Below are 20,433 nucleotides of genomic sequence, written 5' to 3'. Positions count from 1 at the left end.
TCTCAGCCGGCGAAGACCTCCTCCCGGGCCCGGTCCAGCGCGGCGATCACAGCGCCGCGCAGGACCGGGTTGCCGGGCAGCTCGCTCGGCAGCACCTGCGGCCGGACCAGGCAGATCCTGGCGACCGCCTCCTCCACCCGCGAGGACAGCGCGGTGCCTCCCGCCCGGCTCACCTCGCCCGCCAGGACCACCATCCCCGGGTCGAGCACCACGCAGACCGAGGCCACGCCGAGCGCCAGCCTGGCGGCGATCTCGTCGAGCAGCGGCTCGCCGGCCGGACCGGCCTTGACGGCGGCCGCCACGCACTCGGCCTTGCTGGCTCCGGTGAATCCGTAGGTCTCCGCCAGTTCCGTCACCGCCTCGACGCTGACCAGCGACTGCAGGCCGCCGGCGAGCGAGGGCAGCCGGCCGGGGACCGCGCGGACGTCCTCCGCGAGCGGCACCCCCGGAACCGGCAGATAGCCGATCTCGCCCGCGCTGCCGGACCGCCCGCGGTGCAGCCGGCCGCCGAGCATGACCGCCAGGCCGAGACCGCGGCCGACCCAGACCAGCACGAAGTCGTCGACACCCTTGGCGACCCCGGCGGCGTGCTCGGCGACGGCCGCGAGGTTGACGTCGTTCTCGATCACGACCTCGCGGCGCAGATCCCTGGCCAGCGCCTCGTGCACACCCTCGTGCCAGCCCGGCAGGTCGAAGGAGAACCGCACGTCGCCGGAGCGCGGGTCGACCACGCCCGGCGTGCCGATCACCACGCCCCGCAACCTGGCCAGCGAGACCTTCGCCGACCGGCACGCCTTGACCACCGCGTTGTGCACGATCGCGACCGGGTCGTCGTGCCTGTTGGGGTCGACGCTCACCTCCGCCACGATCTCACCGTTGATGTCGGCGATCGCGGTCGTCACGAACTCCGGCCCGACGTCGACCCCCGCGACGTACGCGCTGGAGGCGACCACCGCGTAGAGCGCGGCGTTCGGCCCTCGTCCGCCCGCCAGCTCGCCGACCACCTCGACCAGGCCCCGCTCCTCCAGCCTGGCGAGCGTCTGCGAGGCGGTGACCTTGGAGAGCCCCGTCATCTCACCGATCTGGCCGCGTGTCAGGGGACCCGTGGAGAGCAGCAACTCCAGAGCGGCCCGGTCGTTGATCTCCCTTAGCAACCTGGGCACTCCAGGACGTCGCTCCATACTCACGCTCTCTTGTCGGCGTTTCCCCGCGTTCACCAGCAGATTAGCGGGCCTATTCATTAATAAGGCTTCCTGTTAGTTTAGCGTCCGGCGAAAGGGTCACGCGGGGAGCCTCGGGGTGCTCCTCGCCATCCGTCGTGGGAGCGCTCCCGGGTCTGTCTGGGTGTCGTCGGCGACGCCGTGATCGTTACCGGATCCGGGCGCGCTCCCACCTCCGATCGGCAGGTTTCGGCGACCGGGCGCGTAACCAGTGTTGCCCAGGCGGGATAATCGACAACATGCGCCTTTCCGCTCGTGTCGACTACGCCCTTCGCGCCGCCGCCGAGCTCGCCGCCGCGGGTGACGGCCCGACGACAGTGGGCGAGCTGGCCAAAGAGCAGGACATGCCACCCAAGTATCTGGAGAACATCCTGCTCCAGATGCGCCGTGCCGGACTCGTACGCGGTCAGCGCGGCCCCGAGGGCGGCTACGTCCTCGCCCGCCCCGCAACCGAGATCTCCCTGGCCGACGTGATCCGCGCCGTGGACGGGCCGCTGGCCAACGTCCGCGGCGAGCGTCCGGAGCACGTGGGCTACCGGGGGGCCGCCGAGTCCCTCCAGGAGGTGTGGATCGCCCTGCGCGCCAGCGAGCGAGCCATCCTGGAGGAGGTGACCCTCGCCGCGGTCGCCGCCGGCACCCTGCCCGACCGCGTACGCAAACTCGCCGCCGACCCGGCCGCCTGGGGCTGATCGCCACCCGGCGCCCGCCTGCCCGGAACGACCGACGTGCTCTGCCACCTGCGACGAACCGGTCAGGCGCACTGCCTATCCTGGAGCACATGCCGGAGGGGGACGCCGTCTACCGCACCGCCGGGCGCCTGAGCCGGGCGCTCGACGGGCGCGTGCTCACCAGATCCGACTTCCGGGTGCCCGCACACGCCACGGCCGATCTGCGGGGCCGCGCCGTGCACGAGACCCTCTCGCGGGGCAAGCACCTGCTCACCCGCGTCGAGGGCGGCCTGACGATCCACACGCACCTGCGGATGGACGGCTCATGGCGGATCATGCCCGCCGGCCGCCGCCCTCCCCCGGGCGATGTCGTACGGCTGGTCCTCGCGAACTCCGAATGGCTGGCGGCCGGGATCCGGCTGGGAGCGGTCGACCTGGTGCCCACCGCGCGGGAGGACCGGCTCGTCGGTCATCTCGGTCCCGACCTGCTCGGCCCCGGCTGGGATCCCGAGGAGGCGGCACGGCGGCTGGCCGCCCATCCGGAGACCACGATCGGGGAGGCCCTCCTCGATCAGCGCAACCTCGCCGGCATCGGGACCATCTACCGCGCGGAGACGTTGTTCCTGTCCGGAATCGGGCCCTGGCGGCCCGTCGGCGCGGTGAGTGACCTGCGGGCCGTCGTCGGGCTGGCACAGCGGCTCCTGGAGGCCAACAAAGAGCGGGGGGCCGTCGTGACGACCGGGGACCGCCGCCCAGGACGCGGTACATGGGTCTACGGCCGCGCGGGGCGGCCGTGCACGCGCTGCGGCACCCGAATCAACGGCGGGCAACTGGGAGGCCGTCCAGGAGGCGCTCAGCGGGGCGGAGAGGGAGGACCGTTCACGGGCGGCCGGCGTCTCGGGCCGGACGGCGGCGGGCCGGACAGGGGCGGGCCGGGCGGCAACGAACCGGGCGGCGGCGACATGGCGGCACACGGCACGGCTGCCCCGGACCGCGGCGCGGCACGGAGCAACCGGACGGGGACCCAGGAACGACTGATCTACTGGTGTCCCAGTTGCCAGCCGGCCTGAGGCCCTGGTCGTGCTCTAGGCGGCGACCATGTCCTTGACTTCGGGGAAGACGGAATCGGAGATCGCACCGGGCACGGTCTCCCCGATGGGCAGGCGCTCACGCTCGGGCGCGTCGGCCATCACGGGGGCGACCTGGAGCTCGGCGAGCGCGAACTGGTCGGAGACCTCGCGCAAGACCTGGGACAACGGAACCCCGAGGGCACCGCAAATCGACGCGAGCAGCTCAGAGGACGCCTCCTTCTGACCGCGCTCGACCTCGGACAGGTATCCGAGTGAGACTCTGGCCAGTGTGGACACCTCTCTCAGGGTGCGTCCCTGCCGCACCCGGAGCCGCCGCAGCACGTCACCGAGCAGCTGACGCAGCAGGACCATCTGTCGCTCCCTCCCCGGCGCGGGTGGTTTCACCACGCTCCGCGCGATCGGTTCGTGCCGCCCATCTTTCGTCCGTCGCTCGTACATGCTCCTCGCCGTCATCACCGTTCCCGTGGGCCCGCCGGCCGGGCTCCCGCTGTATTCGCTTCTCGCCGATGGCTTACGGACCTCACTCACAGCTCCACCGTACCCGCATCCACCGACCAGGCGGCAGACCGTAGGGAGCATGTTCGCTGGTGACGTAACACGGTAATCACCCGAAATGTTCCTTCATGTTCGCCTCCACCACGTGTAGTAGGAGATCAACCGCTTCCTGGGTGGTCTCTTCCCGGATCTCGTCCCTGGATCCGGACAGCCGTAGATTTTTGTGCCAGAAGCGGCTCTCCGGGCCGCTGACCGCAATATGGACCGTGCCCACGGGCTTGCCGTCCTGCGGTTCGGGCCCGGCCACGCCCGTCACGGCCACGCCGTACGTGGCGGCCATGAGGTCTCGGACACCGGCCGCCATCGCCCCGGCCACGTCCGGGTGCACCGCGCCTTCGCGCGCCAGCAACTCCCCCGGCACGCCGAGCACGCGCTCCTTCGAGTCCGTCGCGTAGGCGATCACGCCGCCCCTGAAGGCAGCCGAGGCGCCGGGGGTGGCCGACAGGGTGGCGCCGATGAGACCGCCGGTGAGCGACTCGGCCACGGCCACCGTGGCGTCCCGGCGTACCAGGAGCGCCAGCAGGTCGGCGTGGCGGGTCACTCGCCGCGCGCCCTCCTCGCCACCTGGCGCAGCCGGATCGCCCGGACCACGTAGTCGACGCCGGTCGCCACCGTCACGACCAGGGCCAGCCCCATCGTGACCCAGCGGATCGGGTCGGGGACGTGCGGGAAGATGTAGAGCCCGATCGCGAGGATCTGCAGCACGGTCTTCACCTTGCCGCCGTAGCTGGCGGGTATCACCCCGTGCCTGATCACGGCGAAGCGCAGCAGGGTGATGCCCAGCTCCCGGAAGATGATGACCGCCGTGACCCACCACGGCAGCTCGCCGAGCAGCGACAGGCTCACCAGCGCGGCCCCGATCAGCGCCTTGTCGGCGATCGGGTCCGCGATCTTCCCGAAGTCGGTCACCAAGCCGTAGCGTCTGGCCAGCTCGCCGTCGAGGCTGTCGGTGAGCGAGGCGACCACGAACACCACCAGAGCCGCCACCCGCCAGCCCATGCCGGGCAGGAACAGGCAGGCGACGAAGAACGGGACGAGCACCAGACGGACGACCGTGAGAACGTTGGCGATGTTCCACGGGCTCACGCCGTGGCCCTTGGCCGACGACGTCGCGCCTGGCGTCTCCATCATGGACCGGCCTTGATCCGCGCGATCAGGTCGACTCCCTCGGCGTCGACCACCACGGCCCGCACGATCTGCCCGGGGACCAGCCCGATGCCCTGGACCGTCACCGATCCGTCGACCTCGGGCCCCTGGTGGGCCGCGCGCCCCTCGTATCCGCCGTCGCCGAGATCCTCCTCGATCAGGACCTCGACCTCGGTGCCGATGCGCTCCTCCGCGCGCTGCGCGCTGAGCTCCTCGGCCAGCTCGCTGAGCGCGGTCACCCGCTGGTCGACGACGTCCTGGTCGAGCTTGCCCGCCATGGACGCCGCCTCGGTGCCCTCCTCGTCGGAGTAGCCGAAGATGCCGATCACGTCGAGCCTGGCCTCTTCGAGGAAACCGACCAGCTCGCCGAACTCCTCCTCGGTCTCGCCGGGGAAGCCCACGATGAAGTTGGACCGCACGCCCGCCTCCGGCGCCTCGGCCCTGATCTGCGCCAGCAGGTCGAGGAAGCGGCGGGGGTCGCCGAAACGCCGCATCCGGCGCAGCACGCCACCGCTGGCGTGCTGGAAGGACAGGTCGAAGTAGGGGGCGATGCCCTCGGTGCCGGCGATCGCGGTCAGCAGGCCGGGACGCACCTCGGCGGGCTGAAGATAGTTGACCCGCACCCGCTGGAGGCCCTCGACGGCCGCGAGCGAGGGCAGCAGCTTCTCCAGCGCCCGGAGATCTCCCAGATCCTTGCCGTACGACGTGGAGTTCTCGCTCACCAGGACGATCTCGCGGACGCCCTGCTCGACCAGCCAGGCGGCCTCGCCGACCAGCTCGGCTGGATCCCTGGACACGTAGGCCCCGCGGAAGGCCGGGATGGCGCAGAAGGTGCAGCGGCGGTCGCAGCCGGAGGCCAGCTTGATCGAGGCCACCGGCCCGCTGTCGAGCCGCCTGCGCAGCGGCCGGGGACCGCTCGCGGGGGCCACGCCGTCGGGCAGGTCACCGTGACCCGGGATGTTGGCCTTGGGGGCGGCGGCCCGCTCGACCGGCGAGATCGGCAGCAGAGTGCGCCGGTCACGGGGGTTGTGCGGCACCAGCGGCTTGCCCGCGACCACGTCGTCGAGGCGTTCGCCGATGTCGGTGTAGTCGTCGAAGGACAACACGGCGGACGCCTCGGGAAGGGCATCGGCGAGCTGCCCGCCGTAGCGCTCCGCCATGCAACCGGCGGCGACCACCTTGGCCCCGGAGTCGGCCGCCGCGAGCAGCGTGTCGATGGAGTCCTTCTTCGCCGACTCGATGAAGCCGCAGGTGTTGACGACCACGACGTCGGGATCGTCGTCGTCGAGCTGCCAACCGGCAGCCTCAAGTCGCGCGGCGAGCTCCTCGGAGTCGACCTCGTTGCGCGCGCAGCCCAGTGTGATCAGCGATGCGGTTCGGCGGGATGACATGGTGAACACTACGGTATCGGGAGTTCCCCACTACCTGACCACCACCCTGCTTATTCGTGGACGCTCCGGAACGCCCGACCCGGTCGTTCCTGGTCGTTGGTCACGGTTTGTCGGCCTCGAAGATTCTGGTGACCCGTTCGCCCGGACGGCCGAGCGAGCCGACGTCCTTGCCGTTCACCGAGATCGAGACACCGCCGGCGTTGCCCACGGTCACCTTGAGCGGAGTCGTGGACTCCCAGGTGGAGACCTTGCCGGCGTCGAGCCGGCCGGCGAACAGGCGGCGGCCCGCGGCGTCGCGGACCCTGACGAAGGATCGTTCACGGGCCGTCACCCGCACGGTGACCGTCTTCGCCCGGCGGGCCCTCTCCTCGGCCTTCTTCTTCGATTCGTCGACGCTGGCGGCGCGGCGCGGCGCCCCCTCCGCCTGGCTGGTGTGCTTGGGCACGGGCCCGGTCCGCTCCTCGGCCATCCGGTCGTCGCCCGTACCGCCCATCACCCGCACCACGCCGAAGATGACCACGATGGCCAGCGCGATGGCCAGCGCCATGGTCCAGTTGGGCGATCTCCGGTCGCGGAACTTGATCGCACTGTTCGCCTGGAAGACTGACGCCGCCCGCACCGGGGCCGGCCCCCCGCCGTGCGACTCGTCGTACGCGTGCACCATCGCCTCGGGATCGAGCCCGACGGCCTTGGCGATGTTCCGGATATGGCCCCGTACGTAGAAGTCGCCCCCGCACAGGGAGAAGTCGTCGCGCTCGATCGCGTGGATCAGCGCTTCCCGGATCTTGGTTCGGCAACTCAGCTGGCCGACCGTCAACCCCGCCGATCGACGTGCCTCCGCCAGAGTCGACCCGATGCTCTCGCTACGCACATTCATACCAACGCCCCCCGCCCCCCGACGTTGCGTAGTGCCTCACATTCAATCAGTAATCGGTCGGCTCCTGTGCAGCGGGGGTCACTCTCCGCGCAGGTCGGCGAGGAGGCCGGGCAGTTCGTCGGGCTTGACGATGACCTCGCGGGCCTTGGAGCCCTCGCTCGGGCCCACCACGTTCCGGCTTTCGAGCAGGTCCATCAGCCGGCCGGCCTTGGCGAAACCGACCCGGAGCTTGCGCTGGAGCATCGAGGTGGACCCGAACTGGGTGGTCACGATGAGCTCGGCCGCCTGGACGAGCAGGTCGAGGTCGTCACCGATGTCCTCGTCGATCTCCCGTTTGGCCGTGGCCGCCGCCGCCACGTCGTCGCGGTACTCCACCTGCATCTGGGTCTTGCAGTGCGTGACGACCTCGCTGGTCTCCTTCTCGGAGATGAAGGCGTTCTGCAGCCGCATCGGCTTGCTGGCGCCCATCGGCAGGAACAGCGCGTCGCCCTGACCGACCAGCTTCTCGGCGCCCGGCTGGTCGAGGATGACCCGGGAGTCGGACAGCGAGGAGGTGGCGAAGGCCAGCCGGGAGGGCACGTTGGCCTTGATCAGGCCGGTGACCACGTCGACCGAGGGCCGCTGGGTGGCGATCACCAGGTGGATGCCGGCGGCGCGGGCGAGCTGGGTGATGCGGACGATGGAGTCCTCGACGTCGCGGGGGGCGACCATCATCAGGTCGGCGAGCTCGTCCACGATCACCAGGAGGTAGGGGTAGGGCTGATAGACCCGCTCGCTGCCGGGGGGCGGGATGAGCTTGCCCGCGCGGACCGCCTTGTTGAACTCGTCCACGTGCCGGAACCCGCTGGCCGCCAGGTCGTCGTAGCGCCTGTCCATCTCGCCGACGACCCATTCGAGGGCTTCGGCGGCCTTCTTCGGGTTGGTGATGATGGGCGTGATGAGGTGGGGGATGCCCTCGTAGACCGACAGCTCGACGCGCTTGGGGTCGACGAGCACCATCCGCACCTCGTCGGGCGTCGCGCGCATCAGGATCGAGCTGATCAGCCCGTTCACGCACACGGACTTGCCCGCGCCGGTCGCGCCCGCGATGAGCAGGTGCGGCATCTTGGCCAGGTTGGCGACGATGGTGCGGCCCTCGACGTCCTTGCCGAGGCCGACGATCATCGGATGGTGGTCGGCCTGGGCCACCTGCGAACGCAGCACGTCGCCGAGGGAGACCAGGTCCTTGTCGGTGTTGGGGATCTCCACCCCGATAGCCGACTTACCTGGAATAGGCGACAAAATCCGGACATCCGCCGATTTAACGGCGTAAGCGATGTTCTTGGCGAGCGCGGTGACCTTCTCCACCTTGACCGCGGGCCCGAGCTCGATCTCGTAGCGGGTGACCGTCGGCCCCCGGGTGAACCCGATCACCTGCGCGTCGATGGCGAACTGCTCCAGCACGCTGGTCAACGCGTTGACCAGCACCGTGTTGGCCTTGGTCTGCGGCTTCGGCGCGCTCCCCTGCCGCAGCATCGCCAGGTCGGGCAACGCGTACGGCCCGGCCTGCGGCGAGAGCACGAGTTGTTCGACCTTGCGCGGGGGCGGACTCGGCGACGGCGGCTCCGTCTTCTTCTCGGTCTCGGCGGGAGCGGGCTCCGCCTCGTCGACGAGCCCGGGGACGATCTCCGGCGAGTGGTCGGGCCGCTGGTCCTCCCCCTCCCTGATGACCGGCGTGTCGTAGGGCCGGACGCTGTCGCCCGGCTCCTTCTCCTCGCCCGGCTTCTTCCGCTTCCTGGGCGCGCGGGGCTTCTTCGCCGCCGCGTCGCTCTCGCGGTGGAAGAGCATGTGCTGGATCTCGCCGAGCCGTTCGGGAACCCGGTGCACGGGCGTCGCCGTGATCACCAGCACGCCGAACCCGGAGAGGATGAGCAGCAGCGGGATCGTGATGAAGTCCGGCAGGATGCTCGACGGCGGCGCCGCCACGATGAACCCGACCATGCCGCCGGCCGCCGACACCCTCTCCATCCCGTCGTTCGCCCCGCCCGACGGGTACGGCGTGCCGTTCGCGACGTGCACGACGCCGAGCACGCCGACGACCAGCGCGCTCCACCCGATGCCCATCCTGCCGGTGTCGGCCTGCCGGTCGGGGTGCCGCAGCAGTCGCCAGGCGAGCAGCGCGAGCATGATGGGCACCGACCAGTCGAGCGTGCCGAAGACGCCGCTCACCAGGCCCTGGACGACGCCGGCCGCCGTCCCCTTGGCCTCTCGCCAGATCATCGCGGCGAGCACGATCGCGCCCGCGAGCACCGCGAAGCCGAGACCGTCGCGGCGATGGGCGGGGTCCAGTTCCTTGGCTCCCTGGCCGAGGGCGCGCGCGGCGCTGCCGACGCCGCCCGCGAACAGCAGCCACACCCCGATGAACAGCTTGCCGATCATCGTGAAGACCCAGCTGATCGGGTCCTGGTGCAGTGCGCCCTTACGGCGGGCCGGCGCAGCGCTCCTCGCCCGCCCGCCGGACGCCCGCTTGGCGGGTGTCGCGCGGGCCGACGTCGAGCGCTTCGCGGGCCCCTTCTGGGTGCCTCGCTGGGTGCCCTTGGACGTACGGGTGGCCATGATGACCAAGTTACGCGCGAGGCGCACCGGGTTCACCTAGGCGCGCCGTACGGAAGCTGGGCCGTACAACCCGGGGCGGTGCGGGCGGCCTCGGGCGGCCCGGGGGACGGACGGACGGCCGGCCCAGGTCAGGAGGGCCGGCCGTCCGGGTCACACTGGGTGGATCGCCGTCACGTCACCGCGCAGGTCACGACTGTGCGGGTCACGCCGGTCAGGGGTTGATCCGCCCCGCGCCCGCACCGGAGGTCACGGACGACTTCACCGTGCTGGCCGCGGCGAGCGGATAGGAATAGGGGATGGAGGCCACGCTGCCGCCCGCGTCACCGGTGCCCGAGCTGACGAAGTGGTTGTTCCTGGCGACCAGGTTGCCGGCGGGAGAGTCGCCCTCGCCGCGGTGGTAGGGGTCGTCGGTGTTCTCGAAGTAGTTGCCCTCGACCAGGACGCCCGCCTCCATGGTGGAGGCGACGCCGTAACCGCCGACGTTGCCGTAGTAGTTGTTGTAGACGTGCACCGGGTTGCCGAAGCGCACCCGCGGGTGGCGCTGGTTGGTGCCGTCGAACCAGTTGTGGTGGTAGGTCACGCGCAGGTGGCCGCGGTCCTGGCCGCCGTTGTCGTCGCTGTGGCCCAGCAGCATCGACTTGTCGTGGTTGAAGATCCGGTTCCAGGAGATCGTCACGTAGTCGCTGGCGCGCTTGACGTCGATCGCCCCGTCGTAGCCGTCGCTGAGGGTGTTGTGGTCGATCCACACCCGCGTCGACTCCTGGACGTTGATCGCGTCGTCGCCCCAGCCCCTGAAGGTCAGGTTGCGGATGATGACGTTGGAGGCGCCGGACACGTTGAGGCCGCATCCGACGATCGCCGCGCCGGAGTTGCCGAGGAGGGTCTTGTTGGAGCCGACCCGGAGCATCCCGGAGCAGGAGATGCTGCCGGAGACCCGGATCACGGCCGCGCCGGTGCCGGACAGCGCGCTGGTCAGCGTCGAGGAGTTGGTCACGGTGATGGCCGTGGCGCCGCCGCCGCCGGTGGTGCCGCCGCCCTGGGTGGCCCAGCCGACCAGGCTGTTGTCGACCGGCGGGTTGGTCGGCGGGATGGTCGGCGTGATGGTCGGGTTCGAGGTGGGCCCGGAGGTGGGAGTGAAGGTCCACTGCTTGGTGGCGACCGAGTCACAGGAGTTCTGCTGGATCAGCGCGCCGCCCGAGGTGGCGTTGTCCTTGACGTTCAGGCACTTGCCGCCGTTGGCGTTGACCACCCGGTAGCTGGAGCCGGACTCGGTGAGCGTCCAGGTCTGGGAGGCCGCGCCGGAGCAGCTCTCCTGCTGCACGGCCTTGCCCGCCGAGGTGCTGGCGTCCCTGACTCCCGCGCACTTGTTGCTGTGCACGGAGGCCACCCGGTAGCCGCCGCCCTGGCTGGTGATGGTCCACCGCTGGGCGGCGGCGCTCCCGCAGCTCTGCTGCACGAGCTGGACCCCGTCGGACGTGCTGCCGCCGGGAATGTCCAGGCAGAGCCCGCTGCCCGCGTTGACCAGCTGGTAGGTGCCCGGCGCGGGGGCGGCCATCGCCCCCGCGGCCGTGGTCACCAGAGCCGCCGCCAGAGCCAGCACGGCCGCCACGAGGACGCTCAGCATCAAGCGTCCCCGGGTCACTGTTGTTCTCGACACGGAGATCTCCTTCCGGAAAGCGCTTACCGGAGCCACAACATAGGACAGCGTTCGATGTAATGGAACACCTTGCCCGCAGAAAATCCCGTGAGCTGCACCGCCACGCCTCCGTTTCATGAAACTTCCACGCAACAAAGATCCGCGTGGCGCACTGGAACGTTCCCGTCAAAAGCCCCTTCCGTCCTATGTATTGACATTGCGTTCCATGTAATGGAACCTCCTGACCAGTGATTGCGTGAAGGAGGAGTCCTGATGGCCGCACTCGACTGGTCCGTTCTCGGCGCGTACTTCCTGGTGATGATCGGTATCGGCGTCTGGTCGAAGAAACGGATCAAGACCGTCGTCGACTTCTTCACCGCGGGAGGGAGGATCCCGTGGTGGCTCTCCGGGATCTCCCACCACATGTCGGGTTACAGCGCGGTGATGTTCGTGGCCTTCGCCGCGGTCGCCTACAACTACGGCCTGGCCATGTACGTCTGGTGGGCGCTGACGATCGGCATCGGCGTGGGCATCGGCGCCTTCGTCTGGGCCGCCCGGTGGAACCGGATGCGCTCCAAGCTCGGCGTCGTCTCCCCGCTGGAGTACCTCGCCCGCCGCTACAACCTGCCCACCCAGCAGGTGCTCGCCTACAGCGGCGCGCTGCTCAAGGTCGTCGACATCGCCGCGAAGTGGGTGGCGATCGCGGTGCTGCTGCGAGGCTTCGCCGGAATCCCCATCCAGTGGGGCATCCTGCTCACCGGCGCCGTCACGCTCGTCTACATCACGGCGGGCGGCCTGTGGGCCGACGTGCTGACCGACTTCGGGCAGTTCGTCATCCAGGGCATCGCCGGCGTCGCCATGTTCGTCGCGGTCATGTCGCACCTGGACGGCGTCTCGACCCTGTGGACCATGTGGGACAAGCTGCCCGAAGGACACGGTGACCCGTTCGCCGGGCCGTACACCACGACGTTCTTCCTGGCCCTGCTCTTCATCAAGACCTTCGAGTACAACGGCGGCATGTGGAACCTGGCCCAGCGCTACATGGCCTCGCCCTCGGGGTCGGACGCCAAGCGCTCGGCGCTGCTGTCGTCCGCCCTGTGGCTCGTCTGGCCGCTGATCCTGTTCATCCCGATGTTCGCCGCGCCGCTGATCGTGCCCGGCCTGGCCAACGCGGAGGACGCGTACGTACGGCTGGCGCAGACGCTTCTCCCCCAGGGGATCGTCGGCCTGGTGCTCGCCGGGTTCTTCTCGCACACGATGGCCATGGTCGCCTCCGACGCCAATGTGATCTCCTCGGTCATCACCAGGGACATCGCCCCGCTGATCGTCCGCAGGGTCCGCGAGCTGACCTCCGGATCCCAGCTCCTGTTCGCCCGGATCACGACGTTCACCTTCGTGCTGATCAGCATGGTGATCGCGATCTCGACCGAGGGACAGGGCGTGGTGCTGAAGATCGTGGTCGATCTGGTGGCGGCGACGATGGGGCCGATCTCGATCCCGCTGATGCTCGGCATGCTCCCCTGGTTCAAGCGGTGCGGCCCGACGGCGGCGATCGTCTCGTGGGCGGCGGGACTGAGCGTCTGGGTCTACGTCAAGTGGATCCTGGAGTCCGCCGACCAGGCCATGGTGGTCGGGATCCCGCTGGTCACCTCGCTGGTGCTCTACGTGGCGATCGGGCTGCTGAAGCCGGAGAGCACGCCGGCGCGCGACGCGCTGGTGGACACTCTCGACAACGACCCCGAGCAGGAGCACGCGCGCGCCTGACGGCACACACGCGATAGGGGGCCGGTTTCCCGGCCCCCTATCTGCTATATGTCAGCATGTATAGCTATTTGTCCGACTCCAGCTTGCCGGCGTTGGCCACATCCGACTTCTCGATCTCACTGAAGACAATGCGCACCGCCTCCGGACGAGCCTTCAGGATGCCCACGGCGGCGTCCGTGACCGCGGCGACGAACTCCCTCCGCTGATCCAGGGTGCGCCCGGAGAGCAGCTCCACGGTGATGTTCGGCATAATGTCCTCCAGTTCGGGTGTTGCATGTCATGAGATCATATTTCACTACATGAAACAAGGAGTTGCTGTGGACGTCGTGGTGCTTGGCGAGCCGCTGGTGGAGTTCTCCGCCGACCGGGCGCTGACCGAGGCCGACACCTTCCGTCTGTCGTTCTCCGGTGACGCGCTCAACGCCTCCGTCGCGGCGGCCGCGCAGGGAGCGGAGGTCGCCCTGGTGACCCGCGTCGGCGCCGACGAGTTCGGCGCGCGCCTGATCCGTTTCGCCGCCGCGCACGGTGTGGACACCCGCTGGATGACCGCCGGCGACGGCCACACCGGCGCCTACGCCGTCGGCGCGGACCCCTCGGGCGAACGCGCCTTCTCCTACCTCAGGCACGGCAGCGCCGCCTCCCGCCTCACCCCGCAGGACGTGGACCGTTCCCCCGTCGCCACCGCGAAGGTCGTGCTGCTGAGCGGAATCGCCGCCGCCGTCTCCGAGTCCTGCGCCCAGGCCGTACGGCACGCCGCGAAACTCGCCTCGGGCCGGGTCGTCTACGACCCCAACTTCCGCTCCCGGCTGACCACCCCGGAGGAGGCCGCGGCGGTCCTGCGCGACGTCGCCCCGCACGCCGCGCTGATCAAGATCTCCTCCCCCGGGGACAGCACCGCGCTGCTCGGCGTCGCGGATCCGCACGCCGCCGTCCGCGCCTGCCTCGACCTGGGCGCCGCCGCCGTCGCCGTGACCCAGGGCGAGCACGGCGTGCTGCTCGCGCGGGCGGACGAGACGCCGGTGTCGATCCCGGCCGTCGCCGCCGACCGGATCGTCGACCAGACGGGGGCCGGCGACAACTTCGCCGGCGCCCTGGTCGCCTGGCTGGCCCGCGGCGCCGACCTGGAGACCGCCGTCCGGGCCGGAACGGCCGCCGCCTCCATCAGCCTCGCCGGCCAGGGCGGCACCGGACGGGTGGCCACCCGCGCCGAGATCGAACGCCACCTGGCCGGCTGACAACCACCGGACCCACCGGACCACCGGGCAATGGCTAGACGGGGGCCGCGGGAAGGGGGGCGCCCAGCGCGACGGAGACCTCGCGGGCGGCGGTGATCACCTCGGGGGCGAGGAGTTCGAGATCGGCACGATCCATGTCCATGGCCAGCGCCGAGATGGAAATACCACCGAGCACCTGCCCCGTGTGGTCGAAGACGGGCGCGCCGACGCACAGGATGCCGGGCATGTTCTCCTCGTCGTCCATCGCGTAGCCCAGCGTGCGGATCTTGGCGAGGTGCGCCAGCAGTTCCGCCTGGCCGGTCAGGGTGCCGGGCGTGACCCTCGGCAGCCCGGTCCGCGCCGCGATGGCGCGCACCTCGTCTTCGGTGAGGTGCGCGAGGATCGCCTTGCCGATGGCGGTGGAGTGCAACCGCAGGCTCATCCCCACCCGCGACGGCATCTGGTACGGCCGGCGGCCCTCCAGCTTGTCGATGTAGACCGCCTCGTCACCACTGCGAATGGCGAAGTGCGTGGTGTAGCCGGTGCGCTCGTGGAGTGACCTGAGCGCGCCCGCCGCCTGCCGGGCCGGGTCGAAACGGGTCATCACCCGCCCCGCGAGCGTGAGGATGCGCGGGCCCGGCTCGTACCCGCCGGCCCCGTCACTCCGCGCGAAACCCCACTCGACGAGCGACTGGAGGATGCGATGGACGGTGGACTTGGAGACGCCGGTCACCGCGGCGATGTCGGTCACGCGGTGGTGCTCGGCGATCGCCTCGAGCACCGCCAGCGCCTTGTCGATTGAGCTGCCTTCCCTGACCACGATCCTGAGCCTACTAACGGGCGAGCCAGCCGCCGTCTACCGCGAGGACGTGGCCGTTCACGTAGTCGGAGGCGCGGGAGGCCAGGAACACCGCCGCGCCCGCCAGATCCTCGGGGCAGCCCCAGCGGCCGGCCGGGATCCGAGCCCTGATCGCGGGCTCCCGCTCGGGGTCGGCGCGGAGCGAGGAGGTGTTGCCGGTGGCGATGTAGCCGGGCGCGATCGCGTTCACCTGCACCCCGCCCGCCGCCCACTCGCAGGCCAGGGCCTTGGTCAGGCCGGCCACCCCATGCTTGGCCGCGGTGTAGGCGGGGACGTTGAGCCCGCCCTGGAAGGACAGCATCGACGCGATCATGATGATCTTCCCCTCCCCCCGGTCCAGCATCCGCGCGCCGATGGCCTGGCTGAGCAGGAAGACCGCGTCGAGGTTGACGTCGAGGACCTCGCGGAAGTCGCCGTAGGAGTGGGCGACCGCGGGCGCCCTGCGGATGATGCCCGCGTTGTTGACCAGGATGTCGATCGGCCGCTTGGCGAGCAGCGCGGTCACCGCCCCGGGGATCGCCCCGGGGTCGGACAGGTCGAGGACCCAGCGTTCCGCCCTGCGGCCCGCCTTGCGCACCTCGGCCTCGACCTCGTCGAGGTCGTCGTGGTGACCGTGCAGCACGAGATCGGCCCCGGCCTCGGCCAGGCCGAGCGCGACGGCCCGGCCGATGCCGGTGCGCGCCCCGGTGACCAGCGCGGTCCTTCCCGTCAGCGAGAACATCAGCGCAGTTCGCCGATCGCGACCGGTTCCATGTCGTCGTACGCCTGGTTCTCCCCGCCCATCGCCCACACGAAGGCGTAGTTGCGGGTGCCGAATCCGCAGTGCACCGACCAGCAGGGCGAGATCACGGCCTGCCGGTCGGCGACGATGAGGTTCCTGGTCTCCTCGGGCCGTCCCATGAGGTGCACCACACGGTCGCCGGGCGGCAGGCCGAAGTAGAAGTAGACCTCGGTCCTGCGCTCGTGGGTGTGGCACGGCATGGTGTTCCACATGCTGCCCGGTTCGAGCACGGTGACGCCGAGCACGAGCTGGCAGCTCTGGATGCCCTTGGCGTGGATGTACTTGTAGATCGTGCGGTCGTTGGACCCCTCCTGGCCGCCCAGCCGTACGGGCTCCGCGTCGTCCAGGGTGGCCTTCGCGGTGGGGAAGGTGGCGTGGGCGGGGGTGGAGACCAGGTAGAACGCGTCGCCGTCGAAGCTCACCTCGCGTGAGCCGCGCCCGGCGTAGAGGCACTCCCTGGGAGCCAGGTCGTACGCGACGCCGTCGACGGTGACCGTGCCGGGGCCGCCGACGTTGACCACGCCTAGTTCCCGCCGCTCCAGGAAGTGCTCGGCGCGGAGCCCTGCGGGGTCGGGCAACCGGACCGAGCCCGCCGCGCCGCCCACCACGATGCGGTCCTCGTGCGAGTAGGCGAGTCTGACCTCGCCGGGGGCGAACATCTCCGTCACCAGGAATCTGCGCCGCAGCGCCTCGGTGTCCATCCCGGCGACCTGATCGGGCGCCGTCGCGTGCCGTACCTGCATCCCGACTCCTGTGTTTCATTACATAGGACATAGCGCTGCTACATAGAACGATACAGGGGTCGGAGGTGGGAGGCCAGGGTGGTGGCCGGAAGGCGCTCGACGGTCGAGGCGTCACGATCTACGTCCATGGCGGTGGTTTCGGCTGATGGAGCGGATTCATGGTGTACCGCCCGTCCTGGGCGACCACGCGCCCGGCCTTCGCCGTGGACTACCGAGAGCCGGCCGTTCCCGCCACCCCGCCGACCACGCGCAGGTGGTATATACGGGTGATGCACGAGCTGGACGCTGAAGTGGTTCAGCCTGCGATGCTCGAACGTCCAGTGGATCCAGCCCGTTACGGGGGTGTGGTCCGGCCGGACAAGACCGTGCGGTGGGCGGCGGACGAGCTCGAGCAGGTCAGGCAGATGCGTGGGCGATCCCCGGATACGTGGCCCAGGCCGACCGCCTTACCCGAGTCGCTGGACCAACTCGCCGAGTGGCTGACCGAGCTGGGATGGGACGATCTCACCTGCCTGGCTCGCCGGGAGGAACTGGCGGTCTATCAGACGTTGTCCGCCGGCCAACCTGGCCTGTTCGGTGACCAGATCGTCCACGCCTTGGCCGCGTTACGCCGCAGCCTCATGGAGTGCGAGCGGCATGAGGAAGCACTCGAGGTTGTCGAGGAGCTCCTGCGGCTGTCGGAAACCAACCGATCCGCGCGGGCAGAGGCCCCGGATGCGCGCTACTGGCGGACGCTGCTCCTCGCCAGGCTCGGCCGCGACCAGGAGGCGGTGGAGTCCGCAGCCGAGGCGGTGACCGAGATCAGCGGGCGGCTACAGCACGCCGGGGCCACATCGGCGAGGTTCGAGCTCATCCACGCGTTGACGGCCTATGCGGACCGCCTGGACAAGGTCGGCCGCGTCGCCGAAGCCGCCGAGGTGAGCGCCGAGGTCATGGCGGCTTGGTGGCAACAGGCCGACTCGACGGTTCAGTTCCTCCAGACCCTGGACCTGTGCAGCGAACGGCTCGTCCGGAGCGGGCAGACCGAACAGGCGCACGCGTGCATCGTCAAGGCGATGAGAAAGTTGCGCCGCCGTAAGCGTGACACTAACCAGGCAAGGGCCTGGCACAGCCTCAGCGTCCGCCTGCTCGCACTGGAGGCGCCGGAAGCAGCGCTGACCGCCGTTGAGGAAGCCGTACAGCTCTACCGCGACAGGGCGCGCGCTCATCAGGAGCGGCACCGGGAGCTGGAGGCGGAGGACGGCTGGGACGACGATCACCGCTACTCCGAGGCGTACCTGCTCAAGCAGCGACGCGAGGAGCTGAAGTCCTCGCGGAAGGAGGTCCGGCGAGCCGAGCAGGACCTGCACGACGCCCTGATCACCCTGAGCGCCTGCCTGCAGCAGCTCGACCGCGTCGACGAGGCGGCGGCGGCCGGCGCCGAAGCCGCCGCACTCCCCGGCTAGGGGCCTTTGAAAGCAGGTCAGCCAGCCATTGATGCCGGCGATCTGAACGGTGGCCTCATAGCGGACGGCGAGCTCCGGCCGGCCGCTGAGCGGCAGCCAGATCACCACGACCCACTCAAGGAGATCTCAGAAGTGGATCACCCGAGTGATCCACTTCTGAAACGGTCCCTCTAGCTCGTGACCGAGAAGCGGTAGGTCGTGGTGGAGCTGAACTCCTCGCCGGGGCGCAACACCGTCGAGGGGAAGCTGCGCTGGTTGGGCGAGTCGGGGAAGTGCTGGGTCTCCAGGCAGAGCGCCGCGTGCCTGCCGTACGGCGTGGCGGCGGGGTCGAGGGAGTTGCTGGTGTAGAACTGGACGCCCGGTTCGGTGGTCAGCACCTCCATCGTGCGCCCGGAGCCCGGGTGGACGACCCTGGCCTTGATCCCGTCACCGGGGTTGAAGACCCAGCAGTGGTCGTAGCCGTCGCCGATGCGGATCTGCGGGTCGTCCGCGCCGATGCGCTCGCCGGCCGGGTGCGGCCGGGTGAAATCGAACGGCGTGCCGGCCACGGGCGCGAGCTCGCCGGTGGGGATCTTGGAGTCGTCGACGGGCAGGTAGCGGTCCGCGTCGAGGGTGACGACGTGGTCGAGGATGTCGCCGGAGCCCGCTCCCGCCAGGTTGAAGTAGGAGTGGTTGGTGAGGTTGAGCACGGTCGGCGCGTCGGTCGTCGCCCGGTAGTCGAGGCGCAGCTCACCGGACAGCGTGACGGTGTAGGTGATCGAGGCGCGCAGGGTGCCGGGGTAGCCCTCCTCTCCGTCGGGGCTGACGTAGGAGAGGGTGAGGACGTCGTCGCCGGTCGGCTCGGCGGTCCAGACCCGCTTGTCGAAGCCGCGCAGCCCGCCATGGAGGCTGTTGGTCCCCTGGTTGCGCGCCAGCTCGTAGGTCACGCCGTCGAGGGTGAACCGGCCGCCGGCGATGCGGTTGCCGTAGCGCCCGACCACCGCGCCGAAGTAACGGCTGCGCGTCTCGTAGTCGGGCATGGTCTCGCAGCCGAGGACCACGTCGGCCACGTCTCCCGAGGCGCCGGGCACCTCGATCGACTGGATGACCGCGCCGTACGTCAGGATGCGCACCCGCAGCCCGCCGCCGTTGTCGAGCAGGAAGCGCTCGACGCGCTCGCCGGCGGCAGTGGTGCCGAAGTCTTCGCTCTTCATCATCGCCTCACGTCGGTGGAGCCGTGGATTCCCTGATCACCAGGTTGGTCTCCAGGGTCGCCAGTGCGGGCGTGGCGCCGTCTCCCGCGCCCACCGACGCGAGGAGCAGGTCGACGGCGGTACGGCCGGCCGCGGACGTGGGCATGGCGACCGTCGTCAGCTTCGGCCTGTTCAGCCTGCCCGACACTATGTCGTCCACACCTATCACGCTCAGGTCGGACGGCACGCGCACGCCGCGCTCGTAGAGGCCCTCGATCAGGCCGATCGCGACGAGGTCGTTGTAGGCGAGGACGCCGGTGACGCCTGCCTGGAGCACGTCGGCGGCGGCGGCGAGCCCGCCCAGCTCGGTGGGTGCGTTGGGGCCGAGGATGACCAGTTCGACCCCGGACTCGCGGGCGGTCGCGGTGGCGGCGTCGCGCATCTCCCCGCTGGTCCACGAGCCGCTCGGCCCGGCGACGAGGGCGACCCGGCGATGGCCGAGGGAGACGAGGTGCTCGACCGCGAGGCGGGCGCCGTGGCCGACGTCCATGAGCACCGTGGACATGCCCCTGACCTTGCGGTTCACCACCACGAACGGTACGTCGGCGCCCAGTCGCTCGATGGCCCGGTTGCTCAGCCGGGGACTGCACAGGAGCACGCCGTCGACCTGTTTGGTGAGGGTCTGGATGAGCTCCTCCTCCACCAACGGGTCCTCGTCGGTGTCGGCCACGAAGACGTGGTAGTCGCGCCGCCTGGCGTGGGCCTGCGCCGCCTTGATCAACGGCGGGAAGAACGGGTTGGAGATGTCGGCGACGATCAGCCCGATGTTGTGGGTGCGGCCGGTGGTGAGGGCGCGCGCCGCCCGGTTGGGGCGGTAGCCGAGATCCTCGGCGGCGGCCAGCACCCGGTTACGGGTGGCGGCGTTGACCAGGTGCGGTGCGGAGAACGCGCGGGACACCGTCGAGACGTGTACGCCCGACGCCTGTGCCACATCCCGGATCGTCGCGGCCACCGATCTCCTTCCAAGGGGGTTCTGGCATGCACATTAATGCAACCGGTTGCACACCTGTCAACCAGCACCTGTATCCGCAGGTGGGACTGTGTCACCCGAAATGACCAATCTTTCCGGATATTTCACTAAATGTCGCAATCGGGGAAGCGTTTACCAAACTGGGGCTTGACGTTCCGGTCACACCACTGCAATCTTCGTTGCAACCGGTTGCAGCTCACTGAAACGTCCGTCTGCTAAGGAGTCACCGGCCATGGCAATCGCCCA

The 20,433-nt window shown here is 70.0% G+C and carries 19 protein-coding genes; 5 read left to right on the top strand and 14 right to left on the bottom strand.

The features are described from left to right. Positions 1 to 2: 2 nt before the first annotated feature. On the bottom strand, positions 3 to 1,181 hold the full coding sequence (locus MBA17_RS00920) for an ROK family transcriptional regulator (RefSeq protein WP_238494264.1): 1,179 nt from the start codon (positions 1,179 to 1,181) through the stop codon (positions 3 to 5). 278 nt (positions 1,182 to 1,459) lie between these two features. Between MBA17_RS00920 and MBA17_RS00915 the strand changes: the two genes are divergently transcribed. Beyond that, complete coding sequence (locus MBA17_RS00915; protein ID WP_238494263.1) at positions 1,460 to 1,909, top strand: RrF2 family transcriptional regulator; 450 nt, start codon at positions 1,460 to 1,462, stop codon at positions 1,907 to 1,909. Between the two features lie 89 nt (positions 1,910 to 1,998). Continuing rightward, entirely contained in the window at positions 1,999 to 2,958 is a 960-nt protein-coding gene (locus MBA17_RS00910) for a DNA-formamidopyrimidine glycosylase family protein (RefSeq protein WP_238494262.1), read from the top strand. Between the two features lie 15 nt (positions 2,959 to 2,973). Here the strand turns inward: MBA17_RS00910 and MBA17_RS00905 are convergent, their stop codons facing one another. The 7 genes from MBA17_RS00905 to MBA17_RS00875 form a co-directional block, all read right to left on the bottom strand. Beyond that, positions 2,974 to 3,330 (bottom strand): helix-turn-helix domain-containing protein, encoded by a 357-nt coding sequence (locus MBA17_RS00905; RefSeq protein WP_238494261.1) that lies wholly within the window; start codon positions 3,328 to 3,330, stop codon positions 2,974 to 2,976. A gap of 253 nt (positions 3,331 to 3,583) precedes the next feature. Beyond that, positions 3,584 to 4,075: a CinA family protein gene (locus MBA17_RS00900; RefSeq protein ID WP_238494260.1), complete on the bottom strand. Its 492-nt coding sequence runs from the start codon at positions 4,073 to 4,075 to the stop codon at positions 3,584 to 3,586. Then, positions 4,072 to 4,662 (bottom strand): CDP-diacylglycerol--glycerol-3-phosphate 3-phosphatidyltransferase, encoded by a 591-nt coding sequence (pgsA, locus tag MBA17_RS00895; protein WP_238495009.1) that lies wholly within the window; start codon positions 4,660 to 4,662, stop codon positions 4,072 to 4,074. The genes MBA17_RS00900 and pgsA overlap by 4 nt, the downstream gene beginning before the upstream one ends. After that, the gene (gene rimO, locus MBA17_RS00890; RefSeq protein ID WP_238494259.1) at positions 4,662 to 6,071 is read right to left on the bottom strand and encodes a 30S ribosomal protein S12 methylthiotransferase RimO; all 1,410 of its coding nucleotides are present in this window, start codon (positions 6,069 to 6,071) and stop codon (positions 4,662 to 4,664) included. Before rimO ends, pgsA begins: the two co-directional genes overlap by 1 nt. A 100-nt stretch (positions 6,072 to 6,171) precedes the next feature. Then, positions 6,172 to 6,948 carry a helix-turn-helix domain-containing protein gene (locus MBA17_RS00885; RefSeq protein ID WP_238494258.1) on the bottom strand — a complete coding sequence of 259 codons (777 nt, stop codon included), beginning with the start codon at positions 6,946 to 6,948 and terminating at the stop codon, positions 6,172 to 6,174. 78 nt (positions 6,949 to 7,026) lie between these two features. Beyond that, a complete protein-coding gene (locus MBA17_RS00880) occupies positions 7,027 to 9,543 on the bottom strand; it encodes a DNA translocase FtsK (RefSeq protein ID WP_238494257.1) in 2,517 nt (838 codons plus the stop codon). A 211-nt stretch (positions 9,544 to 9,754) separates the two neighbouring features. Then, entirely contained in the window at positions 9,755 to 11,200 is a 1,446-nt protein-coding gene (locus MBA17_RS00875) for a pectate lyase family protein (RefSeq protein WP_238494256.1), read from the bottom strand. A 252-nt stretch (positions 11,201 to 11,452) separates the two neighbouring features. Between MBA17_RS00875 and MBA17_RS00870 the strand changes: the two genes are divergently transcribed. Continuing rightward, the gene (locus MBA17_RS00870; RefSeq protein WP_238494255.1) at positions 11,453 to 12,943 is read left to right on the top strand and encodes a sodium:solute symporter family protein; all 1,491 of its coding nucleotides are present in this window, start codon (positions 11,453 to 11,455) and stop codon (positions 12,941 to 12,943) included. Positions 12,944 to 13,007: 64 nt separating this feature from the next. Here MBA17_RS00870 and MBA17_RS00865 read toward each other — a convergent pair whose 3' ends face one another. Further along, a complete protein-coding gene (locus tag MBA17_RS00865; protein ID WP_238494254.1) occupies positions 13,008 to 13,193 on the bottom strand; it encodes a tautomerase family protein in 186 nt (61 codons plus the stop codon). A gap of 67 nt (positions 13,194 to 13,260) precedes the next feature. Here MBA17_RS00865 and MBA17_RS00860 point away from each other — a divergent pair, with 67 nt between their 5' ends. After that, positions 13,261 to 14,178 (top strand): sugar kinase, encoded by a 918-nt coding sequence (locus MBA17_RS00860; protein ID WP_238494253.1) that lies wholly within the window; start codon positions 13,261 to 13,263, stop codon positions 14,176 to 14,178. 34 nt (positions 14,179 to 14,212) lie between these two features. Here the strand turns inward: MBA17_RS00860 and MBA17_RS50175 are convergent, their stop codons facing one another. Genes MBA17_RS50175 through kduI form a run of 3 tightly spaced genes read right to left on the bottom strand, consistent with a single transcriptional unit; the run spans position 14,213 to position 16,540 of the window. Continuing rightward, positions 14,213 to 14,977, bottom strand: a complete 765-nt coding sequence (locus MBA17_RS50175) for an IclR family transcriptional regulator (protein WP_238494252.1) — start codon at positions 14,975 to 14,977, stop codon at positions 14,213 to 14,215. 13 nt (positions 14,978 to 14,990) lie between these two features. Further along, positions 14,991 to 15,737 carry a 2-dehydro-3-deoxy-D-gluconate 5-dehydrogenase KduD gene (kduD, locus tag MBA17_RS00850; protein ID WP_238494251.1) on the bottom strand — a complete coding sequence of 249 codons (747 nt, stop codon included), beginning with the start codon at positions 15,735 to 15,737 and terminating at the stop codon, positions 14,991 to 14,993. Beyond that, positions 15,737 to 16,540: a 5-dehydro-4-deoxy-D-glucuronate isomerase gene (gene kduI / locus MBA17_RS00845; RefSeq protein ID WP_238494250.1), complete on the bottom strand. Its 804-nt coding sequence runs from the start codon at positions 16,538 to 16,540 to the stop codon at positions 15,737 to 15,739. Before kduI ends, kduD begins: the two co-directional genes overlap by 1 nt. Before the next feature lie 158 nt (positions 16,541 to 16,698). Here kduI and MBA17_RS00840 point away from each other — a divergent pair, with 158 nt between their 5' ends. Beyond that, a complete protein-coding gene (locus tag MBA17_RS00840) occupies positions 16,699 to 17,985 on the top strand; it encodes a tetratricopeptide repeat protein (RefSeq protein ID WP_238494249.1) in 1,287 nt (428 codons plus the stop codon). 170 nt (positions 17,986 to 18,155) lie between these two features. Here MBA17_RS00840 and MBA17_RS00835 read toward each other — a convergent pair whose 3' ends face one another. Continuing rightward, entirely contained in the window at positions 18,156 to 19,181 is a 1,026-nt protein-coding gene (locus tag MBA17_RS00835) for an aldose epimerase family protein (RefSeq protein WP_238494248.1), read from the bottom strand. Positions 19,182 to 19,185: 4 nt separating this feature from the next. Then, the gene (locus MBA17_RS00830; protein WP_238494247.1) at positions 19,186 to 20,169 is read right to left on the bottom strand and encodes a LacI family DNA-binding transcriptional regulator; all 984 of its coding nucleotides are present in this window, start codon (positions 20,167 to 20,169) and stop codon (positions 19,186 to 19,188) included. Positions 20,170 to 20,433: the final 264 nt, after the last annotated feature.

Source organism: Dolomitihabitans soli (genome assembly GCF_022213955.1).
Lineage (GTDB): Bacteria > Actinomycetota > Actinomycetes > Streptosporangiales > Streptosporangiaceae > Streptosporangium_A > Streptosporangium_A soli.
The sequence above is the reverse complement of the archived record's forward strand: the minus strand, read 5'-3'. Positions and strand labels throughout refer to the sequence as shown.